This window comes from Aquamicrobium ahrensii, assembly GCF_040545755.1.
GTDB lineage: Bacteria > Pseudomonadota > Alphaproteobacteria > Rhizobiales > Rhizobiaceae > Mesorhizobium > Mesorhizobium ahrensii.
Window position 1 is genome coordinate 110,816 of the sequence record NZ_JBEPMN010000006.1, and the last position, 24,308, is coordinate 135,123.

The 24,308-nt window shown below is 63.9% G+C and carries 24 protein-coding genes and 1 tRNA gene; 13 read left to right on the forward strand and 12 right to left on the reverse strand.

Annotation, left to right across the window (positions count from 1 at the left end):
• Positions 1-49 precede the first annotated feature (49 nt).
• From ABID44_RS10155 to ABID44_RS10190, 8 genes are all read right to left on the reverse strand, one after another.
• Positions 50-1,183 (reverse strand): ABC transporter substrate-binding protein, encoded by a 1,134-nt coding sequence (locus tag ABID44_RS10155; RefSeq protein ID WP_354151593.1) that lies wholly within the window; start codon positions 1,181-1,183, stop codon positions 50-52.
• A 92-nt stretch (positions 1,184-1,275) separates the two neighbouring features.
• Positions 1,276-1,899 (reverse strand): microcompartment protein, encoded by a 624-nt coding sequence (locus tag ABID44_RS10160; RefSeq protein WP_354151594.1) that lies wholly within the window; start codon positions 1,897-1,899, stop codon positions 1,276-1,278.
• Between the two features lie 39 nt (positions 1,900-1,938).
• Positions 1,939-2,220, reverse strand: coding sequence for a BMC domain-containing protein (locus ABID44_RS10165; protein ID WP_354151595.1), 282 nt, complete (start codon positions 2,218-2,220; stop codon positions 1,939-1,941).
• A gap of 1 nt (position 2,221) precedes the next feature.
• On the reverse strand, positions 2,222-2,503 hold the full coding sequence (locus ABID44_RS10170) for a EutN/CcmL family microcompartment protein (RefSeq protein WP_354151596.1): 282 nt from the start codon (positions 2,501-2,503) through the stop codon (positions 2,222-2,224).
• On the reverse strand, positions 2,500-2,976 hold the full coding sequence (locus ABID44_RS10175) for a hypothetical protein (RefSeq protein WP_354151597.1): 477 nt from the start codon (positions 2,974-2,976) through the stop codon (positions 2,500-2,502). Before ABID44_RS10175 ends, ABID44_RS10170 begins: the two co-directional genes overlap by 4 nt.
• A complete protein-coding gene (locus ABID44_RS10180; RefSeq protein ID WP_354151598.1) occupies positions 2,973-3,587 on the reverse strand; it encodes a BMC domain-containing protein in 615 nt (204 codons plus the stop codon). Before ABID44_RS10180 ends, ABID44_RS10175 begins: the two co-directional genes overlap by 4 nt.
• Entirely contained in the window at positions 3,584-5,155 is a 1,572-nt protein-coding gene (locus ABID44_RS10185; protein WP_354151599.1) for an aldehyde dehydrogenase family protein, read from the reverse strand. Before ABID44_RS10185 ends, ABID44_RS10180 begins: the two co-directional genes overlap by 4 nt.
• A gap of 19 nt (positions 5,156-5,174) precedes the next feature.
• On the reverse strand, positions 5,175-6,455 hold the full coding sequence (locus ABID44_RS10190; RefSeq protein WP_354151600.1) for a class-III pyridoxal-phosphate-dependent aminotransferase: 1,281 nt from the start codon (positions 6,453-6,455) through the stop codon (positions 5,175-5,177).
• A gap of 145 nt (positions 6,456-6,600) precedes the next feature.
• Here ABID44_RS10190 and ABID44_RS10195 point away from each other — a divergent pair, with 145 nt between their 5' ends.
• Positions 6,601-7,380, forward strand: coding sequence for a DeoR/GlpR family DNA-binding transcription regulator (locus ABID44_RS10195; protein ID WP_354151601.1), 780 nt, complete (start codon positions 6,601-6,603; stop codon positions 7,378-7,380).
• Between the two features lie 517 nt (positions 7,381-7,897).
• Here ABID44_RS10195 and ABID44_RS10200 read toward each other — a convergent pair.
• Positions 7,898-7,973, reverse strand: a tRNA-Ala gene (locus ABID44_RS10200).
• Between the two features lie 163 nt (positions 7,974-8,136).
• Positions 8,137-8,526, reverse strand: a complete 390-nt coding sequence (locus tag ABID44_RS10205) for a TIGR02300 family protein (RefSeq protein WP_354151602.1) — start codon at positions 8,524-8,526, stop codon at positions 8,137-8,139.
• A gap of 196 nt (positions 8,527-8,722) precedes the next feature.
• Here ABID44_RS10205 and aroA point away from each other — a divergent pair, with 196 nt between their 5' ends.
• The 3 genes from aroA (at position 8,723) to rpsA (ending at position 12,622) form a co-directional block, all read left to right on the forward strand.
• Entirely contained in the window at positions 8,723-10,084 is a 1,362-nt protein-coding gene (gene aroA / locus ABID44_RS10210; protein ID WP_354151603.1) for a 3-phosphoshikimate 1-carboxyvinyltransferase, read from the forward strand.
• On the forward strand, positions 10,081-10,734 hold the full coding sequence (gene cmk / locus ABID44_RS10215) for a (d)CMP kinase (protein WP_354151604.1): 654 nt from the start codon (positions 10,081-10,083) through the stop codon (positions 10,732-10,734). The genes aroA and cmk overlap by 4 nt, the downstream gene beginning before the upstream one ends.
• A 190-nt stretch (positions 10,735-10,924) precedes the next feature.
• Positions 10,925-12,622: a 30S ribosomal protein S1 gene (gene rpsA, locus ABID44_RS10220; protein WP_354151605.1), complete on the forward strand. Its 1,698-nt coding sequence runs from the start codon at positions 10,925-10,927 to the stop codon at positions 12,620-12,622.
• A 131-nt stretch (positions 12,623-12,753) separates the two neighbouring features.
• Here the strand turns inward: rpsA and ABID44_RS10225 are convergent, their stop codons facing one another.
• Positions 12,754-13,461: an SDR family NAD(P)-dependent oxidoreductase gene (locus ABID44_RS10225; protein ID WP_354151606.1), complete on the reverse strand. Its 708-nt coding sequence runs from the start codon at positions 13,459-13,461 to the stop codon at positions 12,754-12,756.
• A gap of 223 nt (positions 13,462-13,684) precedes the next feature.
• Here ABID44_RS10225 and ABID44_RS10230 point away from each other — a divergent pair, with 223 nt between their 5' ends.
• Both ABID44_RS10230 and ABID44_RS10235 read left to right on the forward strand, forming a co-directional pair.
• Positions 13,685-14,137, forward strand: a complete 453-nt coding sequence (locus ABID44_RS10230) for a DoxX family protein (protein WP_354151607.1) — start codon at positions 13,685-13,687, stop codon at positions 14,135-14,137.
• A gap of 116 nt (positions 14,138-14,253) precedes the next feature.
• Entirely contained in the window at positions 14,254-15,228 is a 975-nt protein-coding gene (locus tag ABID44_RS10235) for a complex I NDUFA9 subunit family protein (RefSeq protein ID WP_354151608.1), read from the forward strand.
• A 34-nt stretch (positions 15,229-15,262) separates the two neighbouring features.
• Here ABID44_RS10235 and ABID44_RS10240 read toward each other — a convergent pair whose 3' ends face one another.
• Complete coding sequence (locus ABID44_RS10240) at positions 15,263-16,201, reverse strand: undecaprenyl-diphosphate phosphatase (RefSeq protein ID WP_354151609.1); 939 nt, start codon at positions 16,199-16,201, stop codon at positions 15,263-15,265.
• A 142-nt stretch (positions 16,202-16,343) separates the two neighbouring features.
• Here ABID44_RS10240 and ABID44_RS10245 point away from each other — a divergent pair, with 142 nt between their 5' ends.
• The 7 genes from ABID44_RS10245 to dapB all read left to right on the forward strand — a co-directional run bounded on the left by ABID44_RS10245 (position 16,344) and on the right by dapB (position 24,279).
• Positions 16,344-17,036 carry a glutathione S-transferase family protein gene (locus tag ABID44_RS10245; RefSeq protein ID WP_354151610.1) on the forward strand — a complete coding sequence of 231 codons (693 nt, stop codon included), beginning with the start codon at positions 16,344-16,346 and terminating at the stop codon, positions 17,034-17,036.
• Positions 17,017-18,177, forward strand: coding sequence for a tRNA epoxyqueuosine(34) reductase QueG (gene queG / locus ABID44_RS10250; protein ID WP_354151611.1), 1,161 nt, complete (start codon positions 17,017-17,019; stop codon positions 18,175-18,177). Before ABID44_RS10245 ends, queG begins: the two co-directional genes overlap by 20 nt.
• Positions 18,174-19,079 (forward strand): SDR family oxidoreductase, encoded by a 906-nt coding sequence (locus ABID44_RS10255; protein ID WP_354151612.1) that lies wholly within the window; start codon positions 18,174-18,176, stop codon positions 19,077-19,079. Before queG ends, ABID44_RS10255 begins: the two co-directional genes overlap by 4 nt.
• A 55-nt stretch (positions 19,080-19,134) precedes the next feature.
• Complete coding sequence (gene mepA, locus ABID44_RS10260; protein WP_354151613.1) at positions 19,135-20,196, forward strand: penicillin-insensitive murein endopeptidase; 1,062 nt, start codon at positions 19,135-19,137, stop codon at positions 20,194-20,196.
• Positions 20,197-20,487: 291 nt separating this feature from the next.
• Positions 20,488-21,513, forward strand: coding sequence for a glucokinase (locus tag ABID44_RS10265; protein WP_354151614.1), 1,026 nt, complete (start codon positions 20,488-20,490; stop codon positions 21,511-21,513).
• A gap of 118 nt (positions 21,514-21,631) precedes the next feature.
• Positions 21,632-23,473 (forward strand): ABC transporter ATP-binding protein, encoded by a 1,842-nt coding sequence (locus ABID44_RS10270; protein ID WP_354151615.1) that lies wholly within the window; start codon positions 21,632-21,634, stop codon positions 23,471-23,473.
• Positions 23,470-24,279, forward strand: a complete 810-nt coding sequence (gene dapB / locus ABID44_RS10275) for a 4-hydroxy-tetrahydrodipicolinate reductase (RefSeq protein WP_354151616.1) — start codon at positions 23,470-23,472, stop codon at positions 24,277-24,279. The genes ABID44_RS10270 and dapB overlap by 4 nt, the downstream gene beginning before the upstream one ends.
• The last annotated feature ends 29 nt before the right edge of the window (positions 24,280-24,308 follow it).

Below are 24,308 nucleotides of genomic sequence, written 5' to 3' on the forward strand. Positions count from 1 at the left end.
GATGGCCGGCGGGAACATGGTTCCCACCGGGTCATTGCGTTCGGCGTCTTCAGCCGCGACGGGCCTTGATATAGACCGCCAGAAGTTCGTCGTAGGAAGGCACTTCGTCGAACTCCATGCAGCGCGACAACTCCTCCGACAGCGTGTCGACCTGCATCGCGCTCAGCTGGTCTTCGTCGAACAGCGCCATCACTTCCGGATTACCCATCTGGGTGATCGGATTGAGCGTCCCGCCACCCGAGGCGACCAGGGCTGCGATCTCCGGCTCCTGGATAAATTCCAGGAAGTCCTCGGCGAGATCGGACAGTTCGGGATTGTTCACCGCCGAGGTGATCTCCACCCAGACGATGCCTCCCTTGCCGTCAACCGGGCCGGTTCGTGGCGTGATGGCCCGAACCTGCGACTGCCCGTCATAACGGGCGCCCGAGCAACTGAAGACGCCACCGGTGAAGTAACAGTCGATCTCACCGTTGATCAGTGCGGTGTTCATGGCCACCAGATCATCGGTCATCATCTTGGCGTTGCCCATGATCTGTTGCGAAACCTCGGTATATTTGGCGAGATTTTCTTCGCTTGCCGGCTTGAACGGGTCGAAGCCGGCGGTCAGGCACAGATGCATGACGTTCCAATTGTCCCAGGTAAGAACGCCGTAGCGCCCTTTCATCGCCTCATCGAGGAACAGGTTCCAACCCTGATCCTCGGCGAGGTCCTGACTGATCTTGTCGGTGTTGACGACAAAGCAGAATGAGCCGTAGCGCTGGGGCATGCCCATCAACTCGCCGGAATCGGAGAAGGACATCGGATAGGGCGGATTGGCGAACCCCGGAGTCATCTTCTCGAAATAGGGAAGAAAGCGTTCCTTGTTCAGCGGCTTGATGAGGTTTTCCTTGTGGAGCACACCGCGCGCCCATGCCTGATTGACGTTGATCAGGTCCCACTGGGCGAGTCCCCCTGCACGCAGGCGGTTGATCATCTCTGGGTCGGAGGTTCCGCTTTCCGCGCGTATGGTCGCCCCGGAGTGACGTTCCCGGAACGGGTTAAGCACATCATCCGAGTTATAGCCTTCCCAGCACAGGATATTGAGCTGGTTGTTACGGGCGGCAAAGCTCCGGCCCGATCCCATGAGGGTCGTGGCGCCAGCGAAACTGGCGGCGCCGACCGAGAATTGGCGTCTGGTGATCATGTCTTCCTCCCTGTGGTGTTTGCGTGGGCGATTGGTTCGCCTCTTCCGCTTGTTGGGATGTCCCGGACGAGCTTCCAGGACCTCCGGTACTCCTAGCGACCTTTAATCTCCCCCAGCATGGCGGTGATTGTATCGCGTGCCAGTTGCATGTCCTTCAGGCTTCCGGAGATGAAGAGCCGGCCGGTCGCCCCCATCATCTGCACATCGTTGATGACACAGTTCGGAGCCACCTTTTCGGCTTCGTTGGCGGCCACGCAGGCGAAAAGTGCGGGCGCCATCTCATAGATCAGCAGCGCCACTCCCGGCACCAGAATGGAGGCGTCTCGCGACCGGTTGAGTATGATCGCATGCTGGTCGGAAAGGTCTTCGATGATGTCGTGGTACAAGATCTGGGGCTTGAGCTGAGCCTCAGGTTTGGCGTCGATCCCCTTGAGGATCGCTTCGCCTGCGGCCTTCAGGTCTTCCATCCGGTCCGAATGCAGTTCGAGCAAACCGAACTGCCGTTCGGTGTAGAGAATGCCCGGCTCCATGTCAGGCGCGGACTTCAGCGCGAGGTCGGTTATGCGGTGGATGGCCAGCGCCGGAGCGACCTCGATGATCAGCGAGTGCTGACCCGCGAAAGGCGGATACCCCCTCGCCCGAGTGGGCGAGGAAAGATACGCCGCGAACTGGGGCTGAAGATCCTCGATGGGAAGATAGACGCGAAGCTCTGTCATGCCTCAGTCCTTGTGTGTCGGATATGCCGGCGGGCCGGATCAGCCCTTGAGCGCCTCGAAATGCTTGGCCAGATCGGCGTGCGGGCGCGGTATCACATGAACAGCCGTGACCTCGCCCACCTGTGCGGCGGCCTCCGCGCCGGCCTCGGTCGCCGCCTTCACGGCCCCGACATCGCCGCGCACCACAACCGAGACCAGGCCGCCGCCAACTTCGTTGCGGGCGACGATCTCGACATTGGCGGCCTTGACCATGGCGTCGGCAGCAGAGAGTGCCGGCACATAGCCTTTTGTTTCGATCATTCCGATTGCAAGATTAGCCATTTCAGGAACTCCTTTCCTTGCGTTTCTCCACCGGCGCGCCGGCAGTTGCTTCGTCGATGGAACCAATGATGAGCGCGTCGATCGGCGCCTGCTTGTCCTCGAACCAGGTGGCCGCGGTCGAGCCCTGGACGATCAGTACGGCCTCGCCTTCGGCACAGCCCAAAGGGTCGAAGGCGATGAGCTTTGCGCCGGTGTCCGTTTCAACCTCAAGCAGGGCGCCGGTTGGCAATGAGCCGATGTGGCGCGTGGACCAAAGTCTGCCGCTGACGCGTCCCCTAATCATACCAGTGTCCTTTCGATCCTGAGGCGGCGACGGCGTACTTCATCGCTTGCAAGCGGGGTAAGCCGCGCTGTTTTCATGATGCGTAGTCTTGTCTCGCCTTGGGCAATGGTCGCGATGTCACGTTCGGTGACGAGGCCCTTGCGCAGTTCGGGCGTCGGGGCGGGCATGGTGGCGACGAGAGTCGTCGACTGGGCCGAAGGCGGAACATGCGTGACCTCGGGCGAGGCGCCGCGTGAACCCGATATAGGAGTGGCTGCCGGCGCAACCGGCGCAAACCGGATCCGCCCGGCCTCCAGGGCGGCAAGAAAGCCCGGCTCCTGCGCGCGTCCGGCAACCTTCAGCGCAAAGTCGGTCAGTTCGGCCTCGCTGCTTACAAGGACGCGCTCGACCTGCGGCTGCGCCAGCGCCTCCGCGCGCAGCAGGCCGATCTCCTCGGAGAGGAGTTCGCGGATGAGGGCGCGAAGATCGCTCATCCCGTCGCCCCCGCTTCGCGCAGCGCGCGCTCGGCCGCATCGCGGGCGTTGCGGACATCGGCCTCGGTTCCGGCCAGATAGAGCCGCCCGTTCGCGCCGATCATTCGCATGTCGATGACTTTTATGTCGGCCTCCTTTTCCGCCTCGTTGCAGGCGAGGATGGCATAGGCCGCAGGCTGGCATTCGAGCAGGTAAACGCTCTCGCCGCCCAGAACCATGGAGCCGGTCTTGTTGCGGTTCATCAGGAATGCATGCTGGTCGTCGACCCGTGTGACCATTTTCGAAGCCATGATCTTCGGCTTCTCGGCGTCGTCACGACTCTTGCCCATAGCGGCCAGCGCGGCGTCGGCGCCGGCATGGACCTCGGCGGCGGAATAGGCGTGGAATTGCAATGTGCCGAACTGGCGTTCCACAACCAGAAAGCCGGCGCGGACCTCGGCGCTTTTCACCACCGTATCTGTGAGGGCCTCGACATCGAGGCCGGGCGCGATCTCGATGATCTGGGCCGCCATCCGGGCGCGGGGCAGCGTGCCACGCATCCAGGTCGAGGTGTAAGCCAGGGTCTGCGGTTGCAACTGATCGATGAAGATGAAGGCGCGAAGATCGGTCACGGCTGGCCCCTGGTCAGTTCACGGAGTTCCTGGAGGATGAGCTGACGCAGCATGTCGCGATCCATCCCTCCGGGCTCGCTTGCGCCGGACGGAGGAACTGCGGCGAGCACGGGCCGCGATGACGCGGGCGCGCGTGGGGCGCTGTCCGGGCCTTCGAAAGTCATCTGCACATTGGTGAAGTCGCCCATGGGGACCGCGCTGTCCGAATTCCATGCCAGCCGCGTCCAGTGCACGAGGTGCTGCGGCCCGATGTTCTCGCCTACCGAGGAGCGGCCGAAATAGCCGGTGCCAATGGTGAAAGAGGGCGCCAGATGGGTGGAGAAACCGGCTGCGCCCTGGGAACAGGGTGCGTTCACCACCACGCGATAGACCGGAAGGGCGGCGGCGTAATCCATCGCCTTTTGCGGGTCTTCGCCATGGAAGGAGGCGGAATGACCCGCTCCATGCATCCTTAGCAGCATCCGCGCCACGGCGGTCGCGCGTTCGAAGCTGGCGACCATTGTCCAGGAGAGGACGGGGGCGAGCTTTTCCTTGCTCAACGGCTCGTCTATGCCGACCGTCTCGATCGGCGCAACAAGAACCCGGCTCGATGATGCAACACGGAAGCCTGCCTGGGTCGCGATCCATACGGCGGATTTGCCTACCGACGCGGTGTTGAGGCGGCCCTCTGGAAACAGCCATTCACGCAGTTTCACAACTTCGCCTTCGCTGCATATATGCGCCCCGTTGGCGCGCAGCGCCCGCTCAAGCCGGCTGCGGTCCCGTTCCAGTGAGATCAGAACGCTTTCGTTGGTGCAAAGCACGGAGTTGTCGAAAGACTTGCTGTCGATGATGCGCCGCGCTGCGGCGGTCTGGTCGGTGTCGGGATCGACATAGACCGGGATGTTGGACGGGCCAACCCCGATGGCGGGATTGCCCGAGGAATAGGCTGCGCGCACCATCGGATTGCCGCCGGTGGCCAGGATGACCTGTATCTTCGGAGAAGACATCAGCGCCTGAACGAGCGGCACCGAAGGGGCTTCGATGCACTGGATCAGCCCGGCCGGCGCGCCGGCCTGCTCGGCAGCCGCCGCAAGTCTTGCAGCGGCGTCGCAGCAGCATTCACGCGCCAACGGGTGAGGGCTGAACAGGATGGCGTTGCGCGACAACACGGCAAGGATCGTCTTGTAGAAGATGGTCGAAACCGGATTGGTAGCCGGCGTCAGGGCCAGGATCATGCCCGCCGGGCGGGGAAGCTCGACTATCTTGCGCCCTGTATCCACGCGCGGGTTCACGAGATCCATGTCTTCGTAGAAATCCACCAGCGCGTGCGAGGAAAGTTCGTTCTTCAGCCGCTTGTGTTCAACCACGCCCATGCCCGTCTCGCGCACCGCCCATTCGGCATAGTGCTGCGCCGACTGGTAGGCGGCCTCGGCCACCGCGCGAACGATCCGCATCACTGCGGCGCGGTCATATTTTGCATAGGCGCGGCCGGCCCAGGTGCCGCGGTCGATCTTCATCTGCGCCGTGGATTCCGCCCGATCCGGCATGACCAGACGCGGGGCGTCATCATGATTGAGCGTCGGCATTCCTCAAGCCCTCCAGCGTTCAGGCGGCGCGGCGCATGGTGCGCAACAGCGCCCGCGCGCGCGGCATGGCCGCTTCCATCCGGTCGATGATTTCCTGGCAGGTCGCCGCATCGAGCAATACGCCAGGTTTGAACTGCAACACCCGCTTGTCGAGCGAGGAGAAAATCGCCCAGACTCCGTGCTCGTAAAGTGCGCGGGATATGGCGACCGCCCCTTCGGGATGATCGAACTCCAGGCCGAGGATCACGCCCCGTTGCCGCACGCCGACAAAAATGTCGGAATGAGCGGCCATCATTTCCGCAAGGCTGCGCTGGAAGAACTCCGCGACGAACTGGACGTTGGAGACCACCTCGGGCCGTTGCAGAATATCGATCACTTGATGGCCGACGACGCAGCCCAGCTCCGACCCGCCGGACGTCGAGATATGCGCGGCGCCGTCCTCATGCAGCCAACCGCCGCATTTTTCGGTGACGACACAGGCTGAAATCGGGTAGATGCCCCCGCCCAGCCCCTTTCCGGTCACGAACATGTCGGGCTCCAGATCGTAGGATTGCCAACCCCACATGGCGCCCGTGCGCAGCAGGCCCGTCTGGACCTCGTCGGCGATGTAAAGCGTGCCGTAGCGGCGGCACAGATCCAGACAGGCCTTCAGATAACCGTCGTGCGGCATCGGAAAGCCATAGGTCGCCGGAATGGTCTCGATGATGAAGGCGGCCACATCCCGTCCGCGCAACGCCCGGTCGAGCGCGTCGATGTCGTTGAACGGAACCTGGATGAATTCCTCGGGCCGGTCGGCCAGGAAGATCTTCGAGAAGCGATCGTCGCCCGTCGCCACCGACAAGCCGGAATGGCCGTGATAGCCCTTGACGATCGAGACGATCTTCTTGCGCTGCGTGACGTAGCGGGCGGTTTTCAGCGCAATCTCCACCGCTTCGGCCCCGCCCGACCCGAAAATGGCGTATTTCATACCGGGCGCTGTCTTCACCAGCTTCTCGGCGAAGGCCGCGCGGGCCACGGAAGGGAACCAGTGGTTTCCCATGTCGAAATAGTCGAGAGCGGACTTCAGCACCGAAACCAGTTCGGGATTGCGATGTCCGAAATTATAGGTTCCGCCGTTGAGATGCAGGTCGATCAGGCGTCGGCCCGACATATCGTAGAGGAAATAGCCCTCGCGGCGGTCGATCACCAGATCGATCCCGGCGTCCTGCCAGAACCTGGTCTTTCCGGGATTCCAGTACTCGATGGCCTTCTCCAGAAGGTCGGCCTTCGAATCAAAGCTGAAGTATCCGTAATTGAACACCAGCGCTCCTCCATTTGTTGGAATGCTCGCACGGGTTTGTCCGTTTGGCAACATTAAATGTTGTTACTCGCAGATATGGAAACCTTGTTTCGCGCGTCGCTTTCTGCAAATGCTGACGCGATGAAGCCGGCCGTGGGAAATTATCGTGAAGATTCGTAAGGACGATCGCCAGGCTCACATTCTTTCGGCGCTGGAAAACAATCCTGCGTTGCGTGTGAATCAATTAGCGAAGGAATTCGGCGTCACGACCGAGACGATCCGGCGGGACCTTGCTGCGCTGGCTCAGCTTGGGAGCATCAACCGGACCTATGGCGGAGCGGTCAGGACCGGAAACCAGTTCGAGCCCGCCCTGACCGATCGGCTCAAGCTGCTGGTCCGGGAGCGTCGCATGATCGCCCGTCACGCGGTTGATCTCCATGCGAATGGCGATGCGTTGCTGCTGGGGGGCGGCGCGACCATGTTGCAGTTCGCACGTGTTCTGTGTGGCATCCAACATCGCATGGTCGTAATCACCCCGGCTCTGTCGATCGCCCAGGAGCTTGCCGTCAATCCGCGAATAGAAGTCATGCTGCTTCCCGGCGTTCTCGACGCGCAGGAGCATATGGTCACAGGCCCCGAGACGCTGCGCGCGATCGAAAAGTTTCATGCCCCGATCGCGATCATCGGCGCGTCCGGCATGAATGCCGAGGGCGTGAGTGAAGCGATGCCGAGCGTGGGCGAAATCTACATGGCCATGCTGGCCAATGCCGACCGGGGCGTGATTCTCGCCGACCACAGCAAATTCGACAAGCGCGCCCTGATCCTGCTGTCCGAGTGGAACCGGAAACTGTCGCTGATCACCGATCGCGCTCCGGGCGGCGCTCTGTCGGCGGCCATGGAAAGGGGAGGAGCCGAGATCGTGCTGGCGCCTCCCGGCCGGGAGTGACTGCGGCTGCGTTCCGGAAAATCGGTGAACAGCCGGTTCCGGTCTATATCGGTTGCAGGAAGACCGGGGAAGTCGAACGCTTGTCCGTATGACGAAGCACGGCAAGATCCATGGTGAGACCATACGTCCTTGCGGACGCAAAACGATGCTCCAAAACGTTCATTTGGTATAGGGATCCGGAAGCCGATTCCACGTTCCGGCCGCTGCGCCGGAGTGTTGCCAGAGTGTTTTCGCTGCCGGATAGGATCGTCTGGTGTCGCCGCGCATATCGAGGCGATCCTCACCGGCCGCGCGCCTGCTGATTTGAGCGTGCGCCGCCATGTGCGGAATCCGCGCCGCCAGGCGTTTGAAAACACGACGCCAAATCCACGCGAGTGAAAAAATGCAGAAAACAGGGAAGTAATTGGTGGAGGTGAGCGGAGCATCCGCGAACCGGAACAAGGCCGCGACCGCGGCCCGGGCTTTCGCCCGCCCCATCGGAGCGTGAGCGAAGCAAACTGCCGTGAGATATGGAAAATGGTGGAGCCAAGCGGGATCGAACCGCTGACCTCCTGCATGCCATGCAGGCGCTCTCCCAGCTGAGCTATGGCCCCATACCCGACTCGTCGGGCACCGTTTCCGGCTAGGTCATCAGGGCGAGGTATCCTCACCCGATGTGGGCGGCTTCTAGCGCCGCCCGTCGTCAATAGCAAGCCTCTTTAGCCTGCTTTTTTCATGCCGCGCATAAAAAATCGCGGCATGTGGACAGGGCCCTGATCAGAGCTCGTCGTCTTCGTCGTCGCCGACGCCGATCATGTCGGAAACGTCGTCGTCACCCTCTTCCTCGTCGGCAAGGAAGGTGTCGTCGTCATCATCGCCCAGATCGACGTCATCATCGTCGTCGCCGAGGTCGGGGAGATCGTCATCCTTCGATTCGCCGTCCGCTTCTTCCAGCGGAACGAGCTCCGGGCCTTCCTCGTCGGCCTCGAGCTCCTTCTCGGCCACTTCATCCTCTTCCTCGAGGATCGAGGTCTTGCCGTCCTCAAAATAGGAACGCGGATAAGTCTTGCCCGTATAGGGCGAGACAATCGGATCCTTGTTCAGATCATAGAATTTCTGGCCCGTTTCCGGGTCGATTCGTTTGGTGCCAAGTTCGGGTTTTGCCACGACAAGCCTCGTCGAAAAAAGTTTGGTCCCCTTAACGGCTCATTGTAAGCCTGTCAAAGCCAAATGCCGCCAAGAGAAAACCGGAGTTTCCCGCAACTTGCCGAAGGGGATGACCATCGCCCCGGCTCGTGATACGAGACCGCCGCGCTCCCTTTGAAATTGCCCGCTAACCGGGATCTTCGCAAGAGGAATAGTCATGTCGCACTCCGCCGCTCCGCAACCGGCCACCGCACGCAGCTCTTCCGCCCTCCGTGGCGAGGCGCGGGTGCCCGGCGACAAGTCGATTTCGCACCGTTCCTTCATGTTTGGCGGACTGGCCTCCGGCGAGACCCGCATCACCGGCCTGCTGGAAGGCGAGGACGTGCTGCGCACCGGCGAGGCGATGAAGGCGATGGGCGCCCATATCGAGAAGAAGGGCGACGAATGGATCATTCGCGGCGTCGGCAACGGCGCGCTGCTGCAGCCGCAGGCGCCGCTCGACTTCGGCAACGCCGGCACCGGCTCGCGCCTCACCATGGGTCTTGTCGGCAGCTACGACATGGAGACCACCTTCATCGGCGACGCCTCCCTGCAATCGCGCCCCATGGGACGCGTGCTCGATCCGTTGCGCCAGATGGGTGTGCAGGTTCTGTCCGCATCCCCCGGCGACCGCATGCCGCTGACCCTGCGCGGGCCCAAACATGCGGCTCCGATCACCTATCGCGTGCCGATGGCCTCGGCGCAGGTGAAATCCGCCGTGCTGCTGGCGGCGCTCAACACGCCTGGCGTCACCACCGTCATCGAGCCGGTGATGACCCGTGACCACACCGAAAGGATGCTCAAGGGCTTTGGCGCGAACATTAACGTCGAAACCGACGAGCGCGGCGTGCGTCACATCTTCATCGAAGGGCAGGGCAAGCTGACCGGCCAGACGATTCGTGTGCCCGGCGATCCGTCTTCGGCGGCCTTCCCGCTTGTCGCGGCGCTGATCGTTCCGGGCTCCGACATCGTTATCCGCAACGTGCTGATGAACCCGACCCGCACCGGCCTCATTCTTACGCTTCAGGAAATGGGCGCGGATATCGAGGTGCAGAACCCTCGCACCGAAGGCGGCGAGGATGTCGCGGATCTGCGCGTACGTCATTCGCATCTGAAGGGAGTGACGGTGCCTGCCGGGCGCGCGCCGTCGATGATCGATGAATATCCGGTGCTTGCCGTCGCCGCCGCTTTCGCCGAGGGCGAGACGCTGATGCTGGGGCTGGAAGAACTGCGCGTAAAGGAAAGCGACCGGCTGGCCGCCGTCGCGGCCGGTCTGCGCCAGAATAACGTGGACTGCACCGAAGGGGAGACCACGCTCGCCGTGCGCGGCGTTCCGGACGGCAAGGGCCTGGGCGGTGGTGCAGCGGTGGAGACCCATCTCGATCACCGCATCGCCATGAGCTTCCTGGTCATGGGGCTTGCTGCGGAAAAGCCGGTCACCATCGACGACAAGGCGATGATCGCCACCAGCTTCCCCGAATTCATGGACCTGATGACGGGTCTTGGCGCACGCATCGAAACAGTGGAGCCGGCGGCATGACAGCCGGCGCGCTGACCATCGCAATTGATGGGCCCGCCGCCTCCGGCAAGGGCACGCTGGCGCGGCGGCTGGCCGATTATTACCATCTGCCTCACCTCGACACCGGCCTCACCTACCGGGCGGTCGCGCACATGCTGCTGGCCAAGGGCTGGCCGCTGGGCGACGCGCCGCACGCCATCGAGGCCGCGCGCCTTGTCGATCTCGGCGCGCTCGACCGTTCGGTGCTTTCCGCCCATGCCGTGGGGGAGGCCGCCTCCAGGGTGGCCGTCATCCCGCAGGTGCGGCGCATTCTGGTCGACAAGCAGCGCGCCTTCGCCGCGCAGGCCGGCGGAGCGGTTCTGGACGGCCGCGACATCGGCACGGTCGTGTGCCCCGATGCGGCGGTGAAGCTCTATGTCACGGCAAGCGCCGAGGTGCGGGCGCGTCGCCGGCTGGCCGAGATCGAGGCCAAAGACGGCGCTGGTGATTTCGCCACCATTCTTGCCGATATCGTGCGCCGCGACGAGCGCGACATGGGCCGCGCCGACTCGCCCTTGCGGCCTGCTGCCGATGCGCACTTGCTCGACACCAGCGAAATGGATATAGAAACCGCGTTTATTGCCGCCAGAACCATCGTTGATGGTATAGTGGCGGCGGAAAGCGAAGCCTGACCGGAACTTCATCGGCGTTGTCGCCTGCGAAATTCCGTTCGGCGTCAGACCAAACCGCCTGCCGGCGCTCCATGCGCCGTAATTCGACCGCCCCAGGCGGTCCGGGACCCGAGGGTCCGGAATGTCGGTCAGGCAACCGCAACGCGAACCCACGGCGCTGCCTCTTAAAAGAGGCGTTTCAGGAGAACATATGTCAGTTTCAAACCCTACTCGCGACGATTTCGCGAGCCTGCTCGAAGAATCCTTTGCCGATGGTCATGCCGGTGAAGGCCAGGTCGTTCGCGGCACCGTTACCGCCATCGAAAAGGACATGGCCATCATCGACGTCGGCCTGAAGGTCGAGGGCCGCGTTCCGCTGAAGGAATTCGGCGCGAAATCCAAGGACGGCACGCTGAAGGTTGGCGACACCGTCGAGGTCTATGTCGAGCGCATCGAGAACGCGCTGGGCGAGGCCATGCTGTCGCGCGAGAAGGCTCGCCGCGAGGAAAGCTGGGTCCGCCTCGAGGAGAAGTTCTCGAAGGGCGAGCGCGTCGAAGGCGTCATCTTCAACCAGGTCAAGGGCGGCTTCACTGTCGATCTCGACGGCGCCGTGGCCTTCCTGCCGCGTTCGCAGGTCGACATCCGTCCGATCCGCGACGTCACCCCGCTCATGCACAACCCGCAGCCCTTCGAAATCCTCAAGATGGACAAGCGCCGCGGCAACATCGTCGTTTCGCGCCGCACCGTGCTTGAAGAGAGCCGTGCCGAGCAGCGCTCCGAGATCGTCCAGAATCTCGAAGAGGGCCAGGTGGTCGAGGGCGTGGTCAAGAACATCACCGACTACGGTGCGTTCGTCGACCTCGGCGGCATCGACGGCCTGCTGCACGTCACCGACATGGCGTGGCGCCGCGTGAACCATCCGACCGAGATCCTCAACATCGGCCAGACGGTCAAGGTGCAGATCATCCGCATCAACCAGGAGACGCACCGCATCTCGCTGGGCATGAAGCAGCTCGAGAGCGATCCGTGGTCCGACATCGGCACCAAGTTCCCGATCGGCAAGAAGATCACCGGCACCGTCACCAACATCACCGACTACGGCGCGTTCGTCGAGCTGGAGCCCGGCATCGAGGGCCTCATCCACGTGTCGGAAATGTCGTGGACGAAGAAGAACGTGCACCCCGGCAAGATCCTGTCGACCTCGCAGCAGGTGGACGTGGTGGTGCTCGAGGTCGATCCGGCCAAGCGCCGCATCTCGCTCGGCCTCAAGCAGACGCTTGAAAACCCGTGGGAGGCCTTCGCCCGCAGCCATCCGGTTGGCTCCGAAGTCGAGGGCGAGGTCAAGAACAAGACCGAGTTCGGCCTGTTCATCGGCCTCGAAGGCGATGTCGACGGCATGGTTCACCTCTCCGACCTCGACTGGAGCCGTCCGGGCGAGCAGGTCATCGAGGAGTACAACCGTGGCGACATGGTCAAGGCTCAGGTGCTCGACGTCGACATCGACAAGGAGCGCATCTCGCTCGGCATCAAGCAGCTTTCGCGTGACGCGGCCGGCGACGCCGCCGCCAGCGGAGAGCTGCGCAAGAATGCCGTCGTGACCTGCGAGGTCACCGGCGTGAAGGATGGCGGTCTGGACGTTCGCCTGGTCGAAAGCGGGCTCGAGAGCTTCATCAAGCGCAACGACCTGTCGCGCGACCGTGACGAGCAGCGCCCCGAGCGCTTCACCGTCGGCCAGAAGGTCGATGCCCGCGTCATCGTCTACGACAAGAAGAACCGCAAGGTTCAGGTGTCGATCAAGGCGCTGGAAATCGCCGAGGAGAAGGAAGCCGTCGCACAGTACGGTTCGACCGACGCCGGCGCTTCGCTGGGCGACATTCTCGGCGCCGCGCTGAAGAAGCAGGGCAGCTGATCAGCCTCTGCCGTTCGGTCGCGCTGTTATCCACGGCGTGACCGAAAGGAACAAAAAACCCGCCGGAGCGATCCGGCGGGTTTTTCTTTGGTGGTGTCTGGCCGAATGCCGACGGTCCGGTCAGGGCCCGATCAGGACTGACCGTACAGCGGGATGAGCGCGCCGCTCATGGCTTCGTTGGCCGGCGCGACGAGATAGGAAATGGTGGCCGCAACAGTGGCGAGGCTGACCCATTTTCCGAAATCCGCATCGGGCATCGCCGCCCTGTTGGCGGGCGTGTCGAGGATCGACGGGGCGATGGCGTTGACGAGAATGTTGCGCGCCTTGACCTCCTCGGCCAGCGACACCGTCATGGCGGCCACGGCCGCCTTGCTGGTGGTGTAGGCGACCATGCCCGAACCCCGCCGGGGGTTGAGGCCCGGCTTGGCGGCGACGTTGACGATGCGGCCGCCCCTTCCGCCGGCCATCATGCTGCGCACCGCCGCCCGGCAGCAGAAGAAGCTGGTATGGACATTGGTTTCCAGAAGCTCTTCGAACGACGCGGGTTCGGTCTTTTCGATCGGCGCGGCGCCAAAGCCTCCGGCAAGATGGATGGAGGCCCACAATTCCGGAACCTCGGCATAGAAGGCGTCGGCGGTCTTGGCGTCAGCCAGGTAAATATTGTGGCTTAGCCTGACATTGGGATTTTCGGCGTGCGGAAAGTTCGCAGGCGGTTCCGCATGGGTGTTGGGCACATGGCAGATCGCGCCCTGCGCTGTCAGCATGCCAACGACGACGCTGCCCAGAGCGCCGGTTCCGCCGGTTACGACGATATGCCTGCCGTTTATCGATTCGTTCATCTGCGTCCGATCTCTCCTCACCCCGAGTATATGCTTGAAGCCTGGACTTTTTTGCAGTTGCGCTCAAATGCTATTTCGATGAAGCAGCCTTGCCTTTTCGCATGGCGGATATGGAAACGCACTGTCACCATCATGAACCTTGCGTTTTGGCTCAACTTTATTTCATTTGACCGTGAAGATGGCTTTGGGGCGTTAGGAGCGCTCCGCAACAGGAAGAAGATTGATGTCCACAACCACCCAAACCGCGCGTCAGCGCCTCATCATACCGGCCCTCGGCGGCGTCTATGCAGCGCTGCACGGAGGTTCGGAAACCTTGCTCCGTGTCGTCACCGGCGGCATCCTTGCGATCCACGGTTCATCCAAGATCGTCAACCCCTTCGGCGCGGCCGAAATGGTCGAAGGCCTTGGCTTCTATCCGGGGGGCCTTTGGTCGCTGCTTCTGTCCTGCACCGAATTTTTCGGCGGTATTTTCCTCGCCCTCGGCTTCCTCACCCGTCCCGCGGCCTTCGCCGGCCTGATCGTGCTTCTGGTGACGGTCTGGTTCCACTGGATCACGCTGGGCCAGGGCTTCTCGGGCGCGGAGAAGTCGATCCTTTGGTCGGCGATGCTGTTCTTCTTCGTCATCCGCGGCGCAAACAGCCATTCGGTCGACGCCCGCATCGGCAAGGCGTTCTGATTTGGCGCGATCGGTGGGAGCGACCACCGATCGCACTTTGCCTCGGCCAAGAAACGGACTATGAAGCGGCTTCAGCCAAGCCCCGGTCCGGCCGGGGCGCATAGCCGGAGCCCGTCATGACAGAAATCCTGCAAACTCCCAAGCTCGTGGTCGTCTTCGGCGGGTCCGGTTTCGTGGGACGCTACGTTGTGCGCGCGCTGGCCACGCGCGGCTATCTGATCCGCGTCGCCTGCCGTCGCCCGGCCCTCGCGGGACATCTCCAGCCGCTCGGCAATGTCGGGCAGATTCAGGCTGTGCAGGCCAATCTGCGTTTTCGAAAGTCTATCGATCGGGCGGTGATCGGCGCCGATCACGTCATCAACCTCGTCGGTATTCTGTCCGAGGGCGGCCGCCAGAAGTTCGGCTCGGTGCATGAGTTCGGCGCTCGCGCCGTCGCCGAAGCCGCCCGCGCGGTGGGAGCCCGTCTCACCCATGTCTCGGCGCTTGGCGCGGATATGCAGTCGCCTTCCGCTTACGCCCGCACCAAGGCGCGTGGCGAGAAGGCGGTTCTGGAAACGGTTCCGGAGGCGACGATCTTCCGCCCGTCGATCATTTTCGGCCCCGAGGACAGCTTCTTCAACCGCTTCGCCGGCATGTCGCGCTATGCGCCGGCCCTGCCGCTGATCGGCGGCGGCGAAACGAAGTTCCAGCCCGTCTATGTGGGCGATGTGGCCGAGGTTGTGGCGCGTTCGGTTGACGGCGCGGTCGCTGGCGGGCGGGCCTACGAGCTCGGCGGGCCGGTCGTGGCCAGCTTCCGCCAGTGCCTTGAGGAGATGCTGGCGGTAATCCAGCGCAAGCGGCTTCTGCTGCCGCTACCGTGGTGGGTGTCGAAGCTTGCAGCGACGTTCCTCGGCCTTTTGCCCAAGCCGCTGCTGACCACGGATCAGGTGGCGCAGTTGCGCTCGGACAATGTGGTCTCAAAGGAAGCGGAAGCCGAGGGGCGCACTCTGGCTGGCCTTGGCGTCGAGGCGCAGTCGATGGCCACCATTCTGCCAAGCTATCTCTGGCGCTTCCGCGCCGCCGGCCAGTTCCAGCGTCGCCAGACTGCCTGAACTCCGGCCTGATGAACGGGCTGGCGGGATGCCGTCAGCCTGCGATGTAGAGCGCGGCGAGGCCGACCGTTCCCACCACCAGCCGCCACCAGCCGAACAGCTTGTAGCCGTGACGGCTTACATAGCCGAGCAGGCCGCGGACGACCACGACAGCGGCCACGAAGGCGGCGACGAAGCCGACGCCGATAATGTGAAGGTCGGAGGCTGAAAGCGCGCTCCAGTTCTTCAACAGGTCGAGTGTGAAGGCGCCGAGCATCGTCGGCATGGCGAGGAAGAAGGAAAATTCGGCCGCCGCCCGCTTGTCCGCGCCCATGAGAAGTCCGCCAACGATCGTCGCGCCGGAGCGCGAGGTGCCGGGGATCATGGCCAGGCACTGGAAGAATCCGATCTTGAGGTAAAGCGACAGGGGGAACTGGCCCACCTCATGGTACTTCGGCTTGAGGTCGAGCCTGTCGATCCACAACAGAACGATCCCGCCGAGGATCAGCATGATGCAGATCAGCTTCGGCGTCTCGAACAGCACGGACTTGATGAAGCCGTGCGCCAGGACGCCGATGACGGCGGCGGGCAGGAAGCCGATCGCAAGACCCACCAGCATGCGCACCGCCGGATCGTCGGATAGCTGCGGCGGCAGGAACAGGTTCGGACGTCGCCGACGCACGATGGCGGCCACGAATTCGAAGGCGCAACCGCCCATCCAGATCAGGCAGGCGATCACCCCCACGATCACCTCGCCAATGACATGCAGCCTGTCCGAGCGTTTCATGAAATCCCAGAAGCGGCTGGCGTAGACCGACAGGATGGCGAGAATCGCGCCGAGCTGGATCAGCACCTCGAAGGCCTTGCCGGTTGATTCGAAGCCCAGAAAATGGCCGGCCAGGAGGATGTGGCCGGTGGAGGAAACCGGGATGAATTCGGTCAGCCCTTCCAGCAACCCCAGCAGCAGGGCCTCGATGATCGTCTGGTTTTCCATATTTTCCTGGATATTCCCGGTTGCTTGTCAGGACGGTGTTCTGATCCTATAGGACGCAATGCTTGACAGTTCGTTGGTGGGCTGCCGAGGCTGATTGGCGCGGCCGGAAACGTGCTGGCGCGCTTTTTTGATCCAAGGGACCATGCTGACGCTTTTTCATCATCCGATGTCCGCTGCCTGTCGTTTCGTCCGAATCGCTTTCGGCGAATATGGAGAGGAATTGGCGTTAATTGAGGAGAACCCTTGGTCGCGCCGCAAGGAGTTCCTGGCGCTCAATCCGGCCGGCACGCTGCCGATCCTGCTCGCCGAAGGCGATGTGCCGATCGTGGGCGCCACCGTTATCGCCGAATATCTCGACGAGACGCGCGGCGTGCTCAAGCGCGACCGGCGTCTGTTTGCGGAAAATCCCATGGACCGCGCCGAGATAAGGCGTCTGGTCGACTGGTATCTGGGAAAGACCGAGAGCGAGGTCACGCGCCATCTGGTGCGCGAGCGCGCGCTGAAGCCGCTGATGCCGGATGCGGCTGGCGGCGGTTCACCCGATTCCACCGCCATTCGGGCTGCGCGCGCCAACATCAGGCAACATCTGAAATACACCAACTGGCTGGCCGGCACCCGCCACTGGCTGGCCGGATCGCGCCTCACCTATGCCGACCTTGCCGCCGCCGCCGCCTTCTCGGTGCTCGATTATCTGGGCGAGATCGACTGGCGCGACAACGCCGCGGCGCGCGACTGGTATATGCGGGTGAAGTCGCGCCCCTCCTTCCGCCCGCTGCTGGCCGACAGGGTGCGCGGCCTGGCGCCGGTGTCGCATTATGCGGACCTCGACTTCTGATCCCGGCAAACTTCGCGCGCTGATCGACAGGGAAGCCCTGCGCGCCGGTTTCGACCTGTGCGCGGTGACGTCTCCCGATTCGATCCCGAAAGCGCCGGAGCGGCTTGCGCAATTCGTGGACGACGGTTTCCATGGCTCCATGGAGTGGATCGCCGAGACGCTGGAACGGCGCGCCAGCCCAAGCGTCCTGTGGCCGGATGTGCGTTCCATCGTCGTGCTGGCGATGAATTACGGCCCGGACCACGATCCGCGCAGCATCCTTTCCCTGCGTGACCGCGCCGCCATCTCCGTCTACGCGCGCAACCGTGATTATCACGACGTCATGAAGGGGCGGCTCAAGGAGATCGCCGGCAAGATCGTCGCGCGCGCCGGCGGCGACGTGAAGGTGTTCGTCGATACGGCTCCGGTGATGGAAAAGCCGCTGGCCGAGGCGGCCGGGCTCGGCTGGCAGGGCAAGCACACCAATCTCGTCAGCCGCTCGCACGGTTCGTGGCTGTTCCTCGGCTCGATCTTCACCACGGCCGAACTGGAGCCGGATACGCGTGACATCGACCGTTGCGGCTCCTGCCGCGCCTGTCTGGATGCGTGTCCCACGCAAGCCTTTCCGGCACCCTACAGGCTCGACGCGCGCCGTTGCATCTCCTATCTGACCATCGAGAACAAGGGCCCCATCCCGCCGGAGTTCCGTGCGGCGATGGGCAACCGCATCTATGGTTGCGACGACTGTCTTGCCGCCTGCCCGTGGAACAAGTTCGCCCGCACGGCCTCCGAGGCGAAGCTTGCCGCGCGCGCCGATCTGCGCGAACCAAGGCTGGCCGATCTGCTGAAGCTTGACGATCCCGCATTCCGGATCCTGTTTTCCGGTTCGCCGGTCAAGCGCATCGGCCGCGACCGCTTCATGCGCAATGTGCTGATCGCAGCAGGCAATTCCGGGGAGATGGGTCTGGTCGGTGCGGTGCGTGAGCTGACGCGCGACCCTTCGCCTCTGGTGCGGGGCGCAGCCGTCTGGGCCTTGTCGCGTCTTGTGCCGCAGTATGAGTTTTCACTGCTTGCGCAACCCGCCTTGCGTGATGAAACCGACGCGGACGTGCGGGCGGAATGGATGCATGGAATGGGCTTGGCTGAAAAGGTTCGGGCATGAGCACGCAGGAAATCTTCGTCTTCGGCGCGGGCTATTCGGCCCGTGCCTTCGCCGGCCTGCGTTCGAAAGACGCGCCAATATCCGGCACCACGCGGTCGGTCGAAAAATTCGACCTGTTGCGCAAGGCCGGCGTTGCGCCGCTTCTGTTCGACGGCGTGCTGACGGCGGAAATCAGGGAGGCGCTCGCCGGCGTCACCCATCTCGTCGTCTCGGTGGCCCCCGGCGAGGCCGGCGATCCGGTGCTGAACGCCGCGCGCGCGGTCATCGCAGATGAAATGCCGGCCTTGCGCTGGATCGGCTATCTCTCCACGGTCGGTGTCTATGGCGATCACGGCGGCGCGTGGGTGGACGAGGTGACGCCCTGCCGCCCCGTGTCGCGCCGCTCCGTGCTTCGGGTCGAGGCCGAGCGGCGATGGCTGGAGCTTGGTCGCGCCCTGGATTGTCCGGTGGCTGTTTTGCGCCTTGCCGGCATCTACGGACCCGGCCGCAACGCCTTCGTCAATCTGCGGGACGGAACGGCCAGACGGCTGGTCAAGCCGGGGCAGGTGTTCAATCGCGTCCATGTCGCCGACATCGCCGGTGCGCTGGCGCATCTGGCCGAACGGGAAAAGGGCGGCATCTTCAACGTCACCGACGATGAGCCCGCACCGCCGCAGGATGTGGTTGCCTGCGCAGCCGAACTGATGGGGGTGGAGCCGCCGCCGGAAATCCCGTTTGAAGAAGCGCAGCTGACGCCGATGGCCCGCTCCTTCTATGGCGAGAACAAGCGCGTTTCCAACGCTGCGCTGAAGGCTGCCGGCTACCACTTGCGGCTTTCGGACTACCGCGCCGCGCTTCGCGCCCTGTGGGATGACGGCGACTGGGCCGAGGGAGAGCCCAGAGCCAGGATGGGCCTGCCTTGATCGTGGCGCAGTTGGCGACATTATGTGATTCGGGTTTTCCCGACTGGAGGCTGGAATGCGAGCATTGTGGGCGAAGATGACGAAAGGCGCGGTCGCGGTCGCCGCGCTCTCCATTCTCGCAACGGCGGCTCCGCAGCAGGCGGACGCGCAGGAATTGGCCAAGACGCTGTTCGGCTCTCACAAGCTGCCTGCCGCCACCCAGCCGCAATCGATCGGCTTCTATTCCAAGGGCTGCTTTTCGGGCGGCGTCGCCATCGCCACCGATGGCCCGACATGGCAGGCGATGCGCCTGTCGCGCAATCGCCGCTGGGGTCATCCGGCCATGATTTCGCTGATCGGGAAGTTGTCCCATGACGCGGTGCAGGACGGCTGGCCGGGCCTGCTGCTGGGCGACATCTCGCAGCCGCGCGGCGGACCCATGCTTACCGGACATGCCTCGCACCAGATCGGGCTCGACGCCGACATCTGGTTCACGCCCATGCCCGACCGCCGGCTGACGCCTCAGGAGCGCGAGAACATGTCGGCGGTCTCGCTCATCGACCCCAAGACCCGCAGGGTGGTCGAGAAGCGCTGGACGCCGGCTCACGCGCGCCTGCTCAAGCGCGCCGCCAGTTACAGCGAGGTGGAACGAATCCTCGTCCACCCCGGCATCAAGAAGAAGCTGTGCGACACGGTGACGGGCGACCGCTCATGGCTGCGCAAGGTCCGCCCGTTCTGGGGGCATGACTATCATTTCCACGTCCGCATCGGCTGCCAGCCCGGCTCGCCGGATTGCAAGCGTCAGGAAGCCGTGCCGGCAGGCGAAGGCTGCGACAAGTCGCTGGCATGGTGGTTCACCGAGGAGCCGTGGCGGCCGAATCCCAACCCCGATGCGCCGAAAGCGCGCGACGTGATGAAAATGTCGTCGCTGCCGAAGGCCTGCCGGGCCGTGCTCGAAGCGCCCGATCCGGTGTCGATCGCCGCTGTCACCTATCCGTCCGGCAATGCGGCGATGATCACCCGCGCCGATCCGATCGCGGCAATCGCCGCATCGGGCGGTTTGCCGGCCGGCGCGAGCGCTTTTGCGTCCACCCCCGAGTTCGGCGCGCCGTTGCCTTTCCCCCGTCCTGGCGATTGACCCGCGGGATGCCGGGGCGTCGATCCGCTTTCAATCGTTTTAATCGCGGGTGAAAATTCATTTTCCTTTTGCCCGCCATGCGCTAGAGCAATTCCAGCAAAAGTGTGAAGCGGCTTTGCGTTTGGAATTGCGTAAAAATAAAAAGTTGGAGCGTTTTCGCGATTCGCAAAGGAGCGGAAATGCGCTGGGGCATTTTGCGGCTGGGCGGAATCGTCCCGCACCGCATAATGGCGGCAGGAACAAACAGATCGGGCGTCGGACCGAAAAGACGATTGCTTGTCGGGGACCAGAATGACGGGTTCGGATGGTGGAGAGGTACGGTTCAGGTTTCCGGTTCTGATCGGCGACATTGGCGGCACCAACGCCCGTTTTTCGATCATCCGGGATGAGGCCTCCGAAGCGGGTGAGCCGCGTATCGTCCGGACGGCCGATTTCGCCAGTGTCGACGAGGCGATCCGCTCCGCCGTGCTCGATGGCGCAGCGCAACCGCCGCGCTCGGCCATTCTGGCGGTTGCCGCCCCTGTGGAAGGCGACGAGATACCGCTTACCAATTGTCCGTGGATCATCAGGCCGAAGCGGATGCTTGCCGATCTTGGTCTCGGCGACGTGCTTCTGCTCAACGATTTCGAGGCGCAGGCTCTGGCTGTCGCCGCGCTGGGCATGGAGCATATGGAACAGATCGGCGGCGGGAGGCCGGCGCCTGACGCCGCCCGGGTGGTGCTCGGTCCGGGAACAGGATTGGGCGTGGCGGGACTGGTCCACGCCTTTGGCGGATGGGTTCCCGTGCCCGGCGAGGGCGGACATATCGACCTCGGGGCGCGTACGCCGCGCGACCATGATGTGTTCCCGCATCTGGTGACGCTCGACGGGCGCGTTTCCGGCGAGGATATCCTGTGCGGGCGGGGCCTCACCAATCTCTATCGCGCGATCGCTCTTGCCGATGGTCGGGAGCCGGCCCTGACCGAACCCTCCGACATCACCGCCGCCGGGCTGGCCGGAAGCGATGCGACCGCCGTCGAGACTCTCGGGACCTTCACCACCCTGCTTGGCCGGGTCGCGGGCGACGTGGCGCTGATCTTCAAGGCGCGCGGTGGCGTCTATCTGAGCGGCGGCATCGCCCAGAAGATCGTGCCGGCGCTGAAGGCCGGCAATTTCCGTGCGGCCTTTGAGGACAAGGCCCCCCACCATGCGCTGATGGGCTCCATTCCCGTCTATGTGGTGGGCCATCCGCTGGCCGCGCTTGCGGGGCTCGCCGCCTATGCACGAACCCCATCCGGCTTCGGCGTGGGGACGTCCGGGCGGCGCTGGCAGGCGTGAGCTTTCCGGCCGGCAATTTCAGCGACGGCCATAGGCAAACGTGCGCAAAGGCTCTAAGAGGGTGCCCGACGCACCCCGGCGTCTTCAACATCAGGTCAATGCAGCGACGGATCGAGTTTTGAGCGTCGGCACAAAAAGCAGCAAGCCAGAGCCCGGTGAAATCATCGCCGTGCTGAAGCGCATCTTCGCCGAGAATGGCCGCGAATATATCGGCTATTACGCCTTCACCATAGCCTGCCTGCTCATCTCGGCCGCCACCGCCGGGCTCGCCGCGTGGATCATGCAGCCGCTGGTCGACGACATTTTCGTTGGCCAGCGCTACGACCGCGCCCCGCTGATCTGCGGCGGCATCATCGCCATCTTCCTGATCCGCGGCATGGCCACCTACGGCTATTCGGTCACGCTGGCGAAGATCGGCAACAATGTCGTGGCGCGCTACCAGAAGCGCGTTTTCCAGCATCTGATGCGGCTCGGCATGGACTTCTTCAGCGACACGCGCTCCGGCAGGCTGGCGGCGCGGATCAACGAGAACGTCGCCGGCGTCCGCGATCTGATGGGCATGACGCTGCGCTCCGTCGCCGGCGATCTGGTCGCCCTTGTCGGCCTGATCGGCGTCATGGTCTGGCAGCAGCCCTTCCTCGCCGCCTCGATCATTATCGTCGGCCCGCCGCTGGTGTGGGCGGTCAATTACATCATGCGCCGGGTACGCTCGGTGACGCGCGAATCCGTCACCGTCAATTCGCATCTGATCGGGGCCATGCAGGAGGCGGTCCAGGGCATCGCCGTGGTTAAGGCCTTCACCATGGAGGATCAGCTTTCGGCGCGCATCGGCGAGTTGGTCGACCATGCCGAAGGCCGCTACAACAAGATCGCGCGGGTGTCGGAGCGTCTGGGTCCGATCACCGAAAGCCTCGCCGGCTTCGCCGTAGCCGGCGTTATCGGTTACGCCTCCTACAAGGCGGCGACGACCAACCACCCGCCCGGCGACGTGATGGCCTTTATCACCGCCTTGCTGCTGGCCTACGACCCGGCCCGCCGGCTGGCGCGCACGCAGGTCAATGTCGAGCGCGCGCTGGTCAATGCGCGCATGATCTACGAAATCCTCGATCTGGAACCGCGGCAGGGCGATGTGCCGGATGCGCAAGCGCTTGCCGTGTCGCAGGGCGAAGTGCGTTTCGAGAACGTGTCCTTCGCCTATGCGCCCGGCCAACCGGTTCTGAACGAGGTGAGCTTCGTCGCCGCGCCCGGCAAGACCACGGCCATCGTCGGCGCCTCGGGCGCTGGCAAGTCCACGCTGGTGGCGTTGTTGCAGCGTTTCCACGATGTGGATGGAGGCGCCATCACGATTGACGGGCAGGACGTGTCGAAGGTGACCAAGCGTTCGCTGCGCCAGTCGATCGCCTATGTCTCGCAACAGCCCTATCTGTTCGAGGGCTCGATCCGCGACAACATCCGCTATGGCCGCCCCGAGGCGAGCGACCGGGAAATCGAGCTGGCTGCAAGGCTGGCGGCGGCGGACGAGTTCATCCGCCAGCAACCCGGGGGCTACGACACGCAGGTCGGCGAGAACGGCGCATCGCTGTCGGGCGGGCAGCGCCAGCGCGTTTCGATCGCGCGCGCCATGGTGCGCGATGCGCCGGTCCTGCTGCTCGACGAGGCGACCTCGGCGCTCGACAACGAGTCGGAAGCGCGCGTGCAACAGGCGCTGAACGAAGCGATGCGCGGCCGCACCACCATCGTCATCGCGCACAGGCTTTCCACCGTCGTTAATGCCGACAACATCGTCGTGCTGGAACAGGGCAGGGTGGTCGAACAGGGCACCCATGCGCAACTGATGGCCGATCCGAACAGCGTCTATGCGCGCTTTTATCGCTTCCAGGGCGACAATGGTCTGGGGCTGACGGCGGACGCGGCGGCGGACAGCGCCGATATATCCGAAGTTTCCGGGAGAAACACATGAGCGATATGGGTCTTGTCGTCGTCGGCGCAGGCGGGCGCATGGGGCTGGAGCTGGTGCGCGCCGTTCACGAGACTTCTGGCGCGCGTTTTGTCGGGGCGGTTGAACGAAAGGGCTCGCCCGCAATCGGCAGGGACATAGGCGAATTGGCGGGCCTCGGGCCATCGGGCGTGATCGTCAGCGATGATCCGCTGGCCGCCTTCGCCCGGGCCGACGGCGTGCTCGATTTCACCGCCCCCGCCGCAAGCGTGGAATTTGCCGGTTACGCCGCTCAGGCGCGCATCGTCCATGTGCTTGGCACTACCGGCCTGGCGGCGGACGACAACGCCCGCATCGAGGCGGCGGCGCGCCATGCCACCGTCGTCAGGTCCGGCAATATGAGCCTTGGCATCAATCTGCTGGCGCTGCTGGTCGAGCAGGCGGCGCGCGCGCTTGGCCCCGGGGATTTCGATATCGAGGTGCTTGAAATGCATCACCGCAACAAGGTCGACGCGCCCTCCGGCACGGCCCTGCTTCTGGGCGAAGCGGCGGCGGCCGGGCGCGGCGTTCCCCTTTCCGGCAACGATGTGCGGGTGCGTGACGGCCACACCGGCGCGCGCGAGGCGGGCAGCATCGGCTTCGCCACGCTGCGCGGCGGTTCGGTTCCCGGCGATCATTCCGTGATCCTCGCCGGCAATGGCGAGGTAATCACCTTGTCCCATCACGCCCAGGACCGGGCGATCTTCGCGCGCGGCGCGGTCAAGGCGGCCCTGTGGGCGCGCGGCCGCAAGCCCGGCCTCTATTCGATGCGCGACGTGCTCGGCCTCTGAGCCGGGCCGTTTCACTGGAACGTAACTGT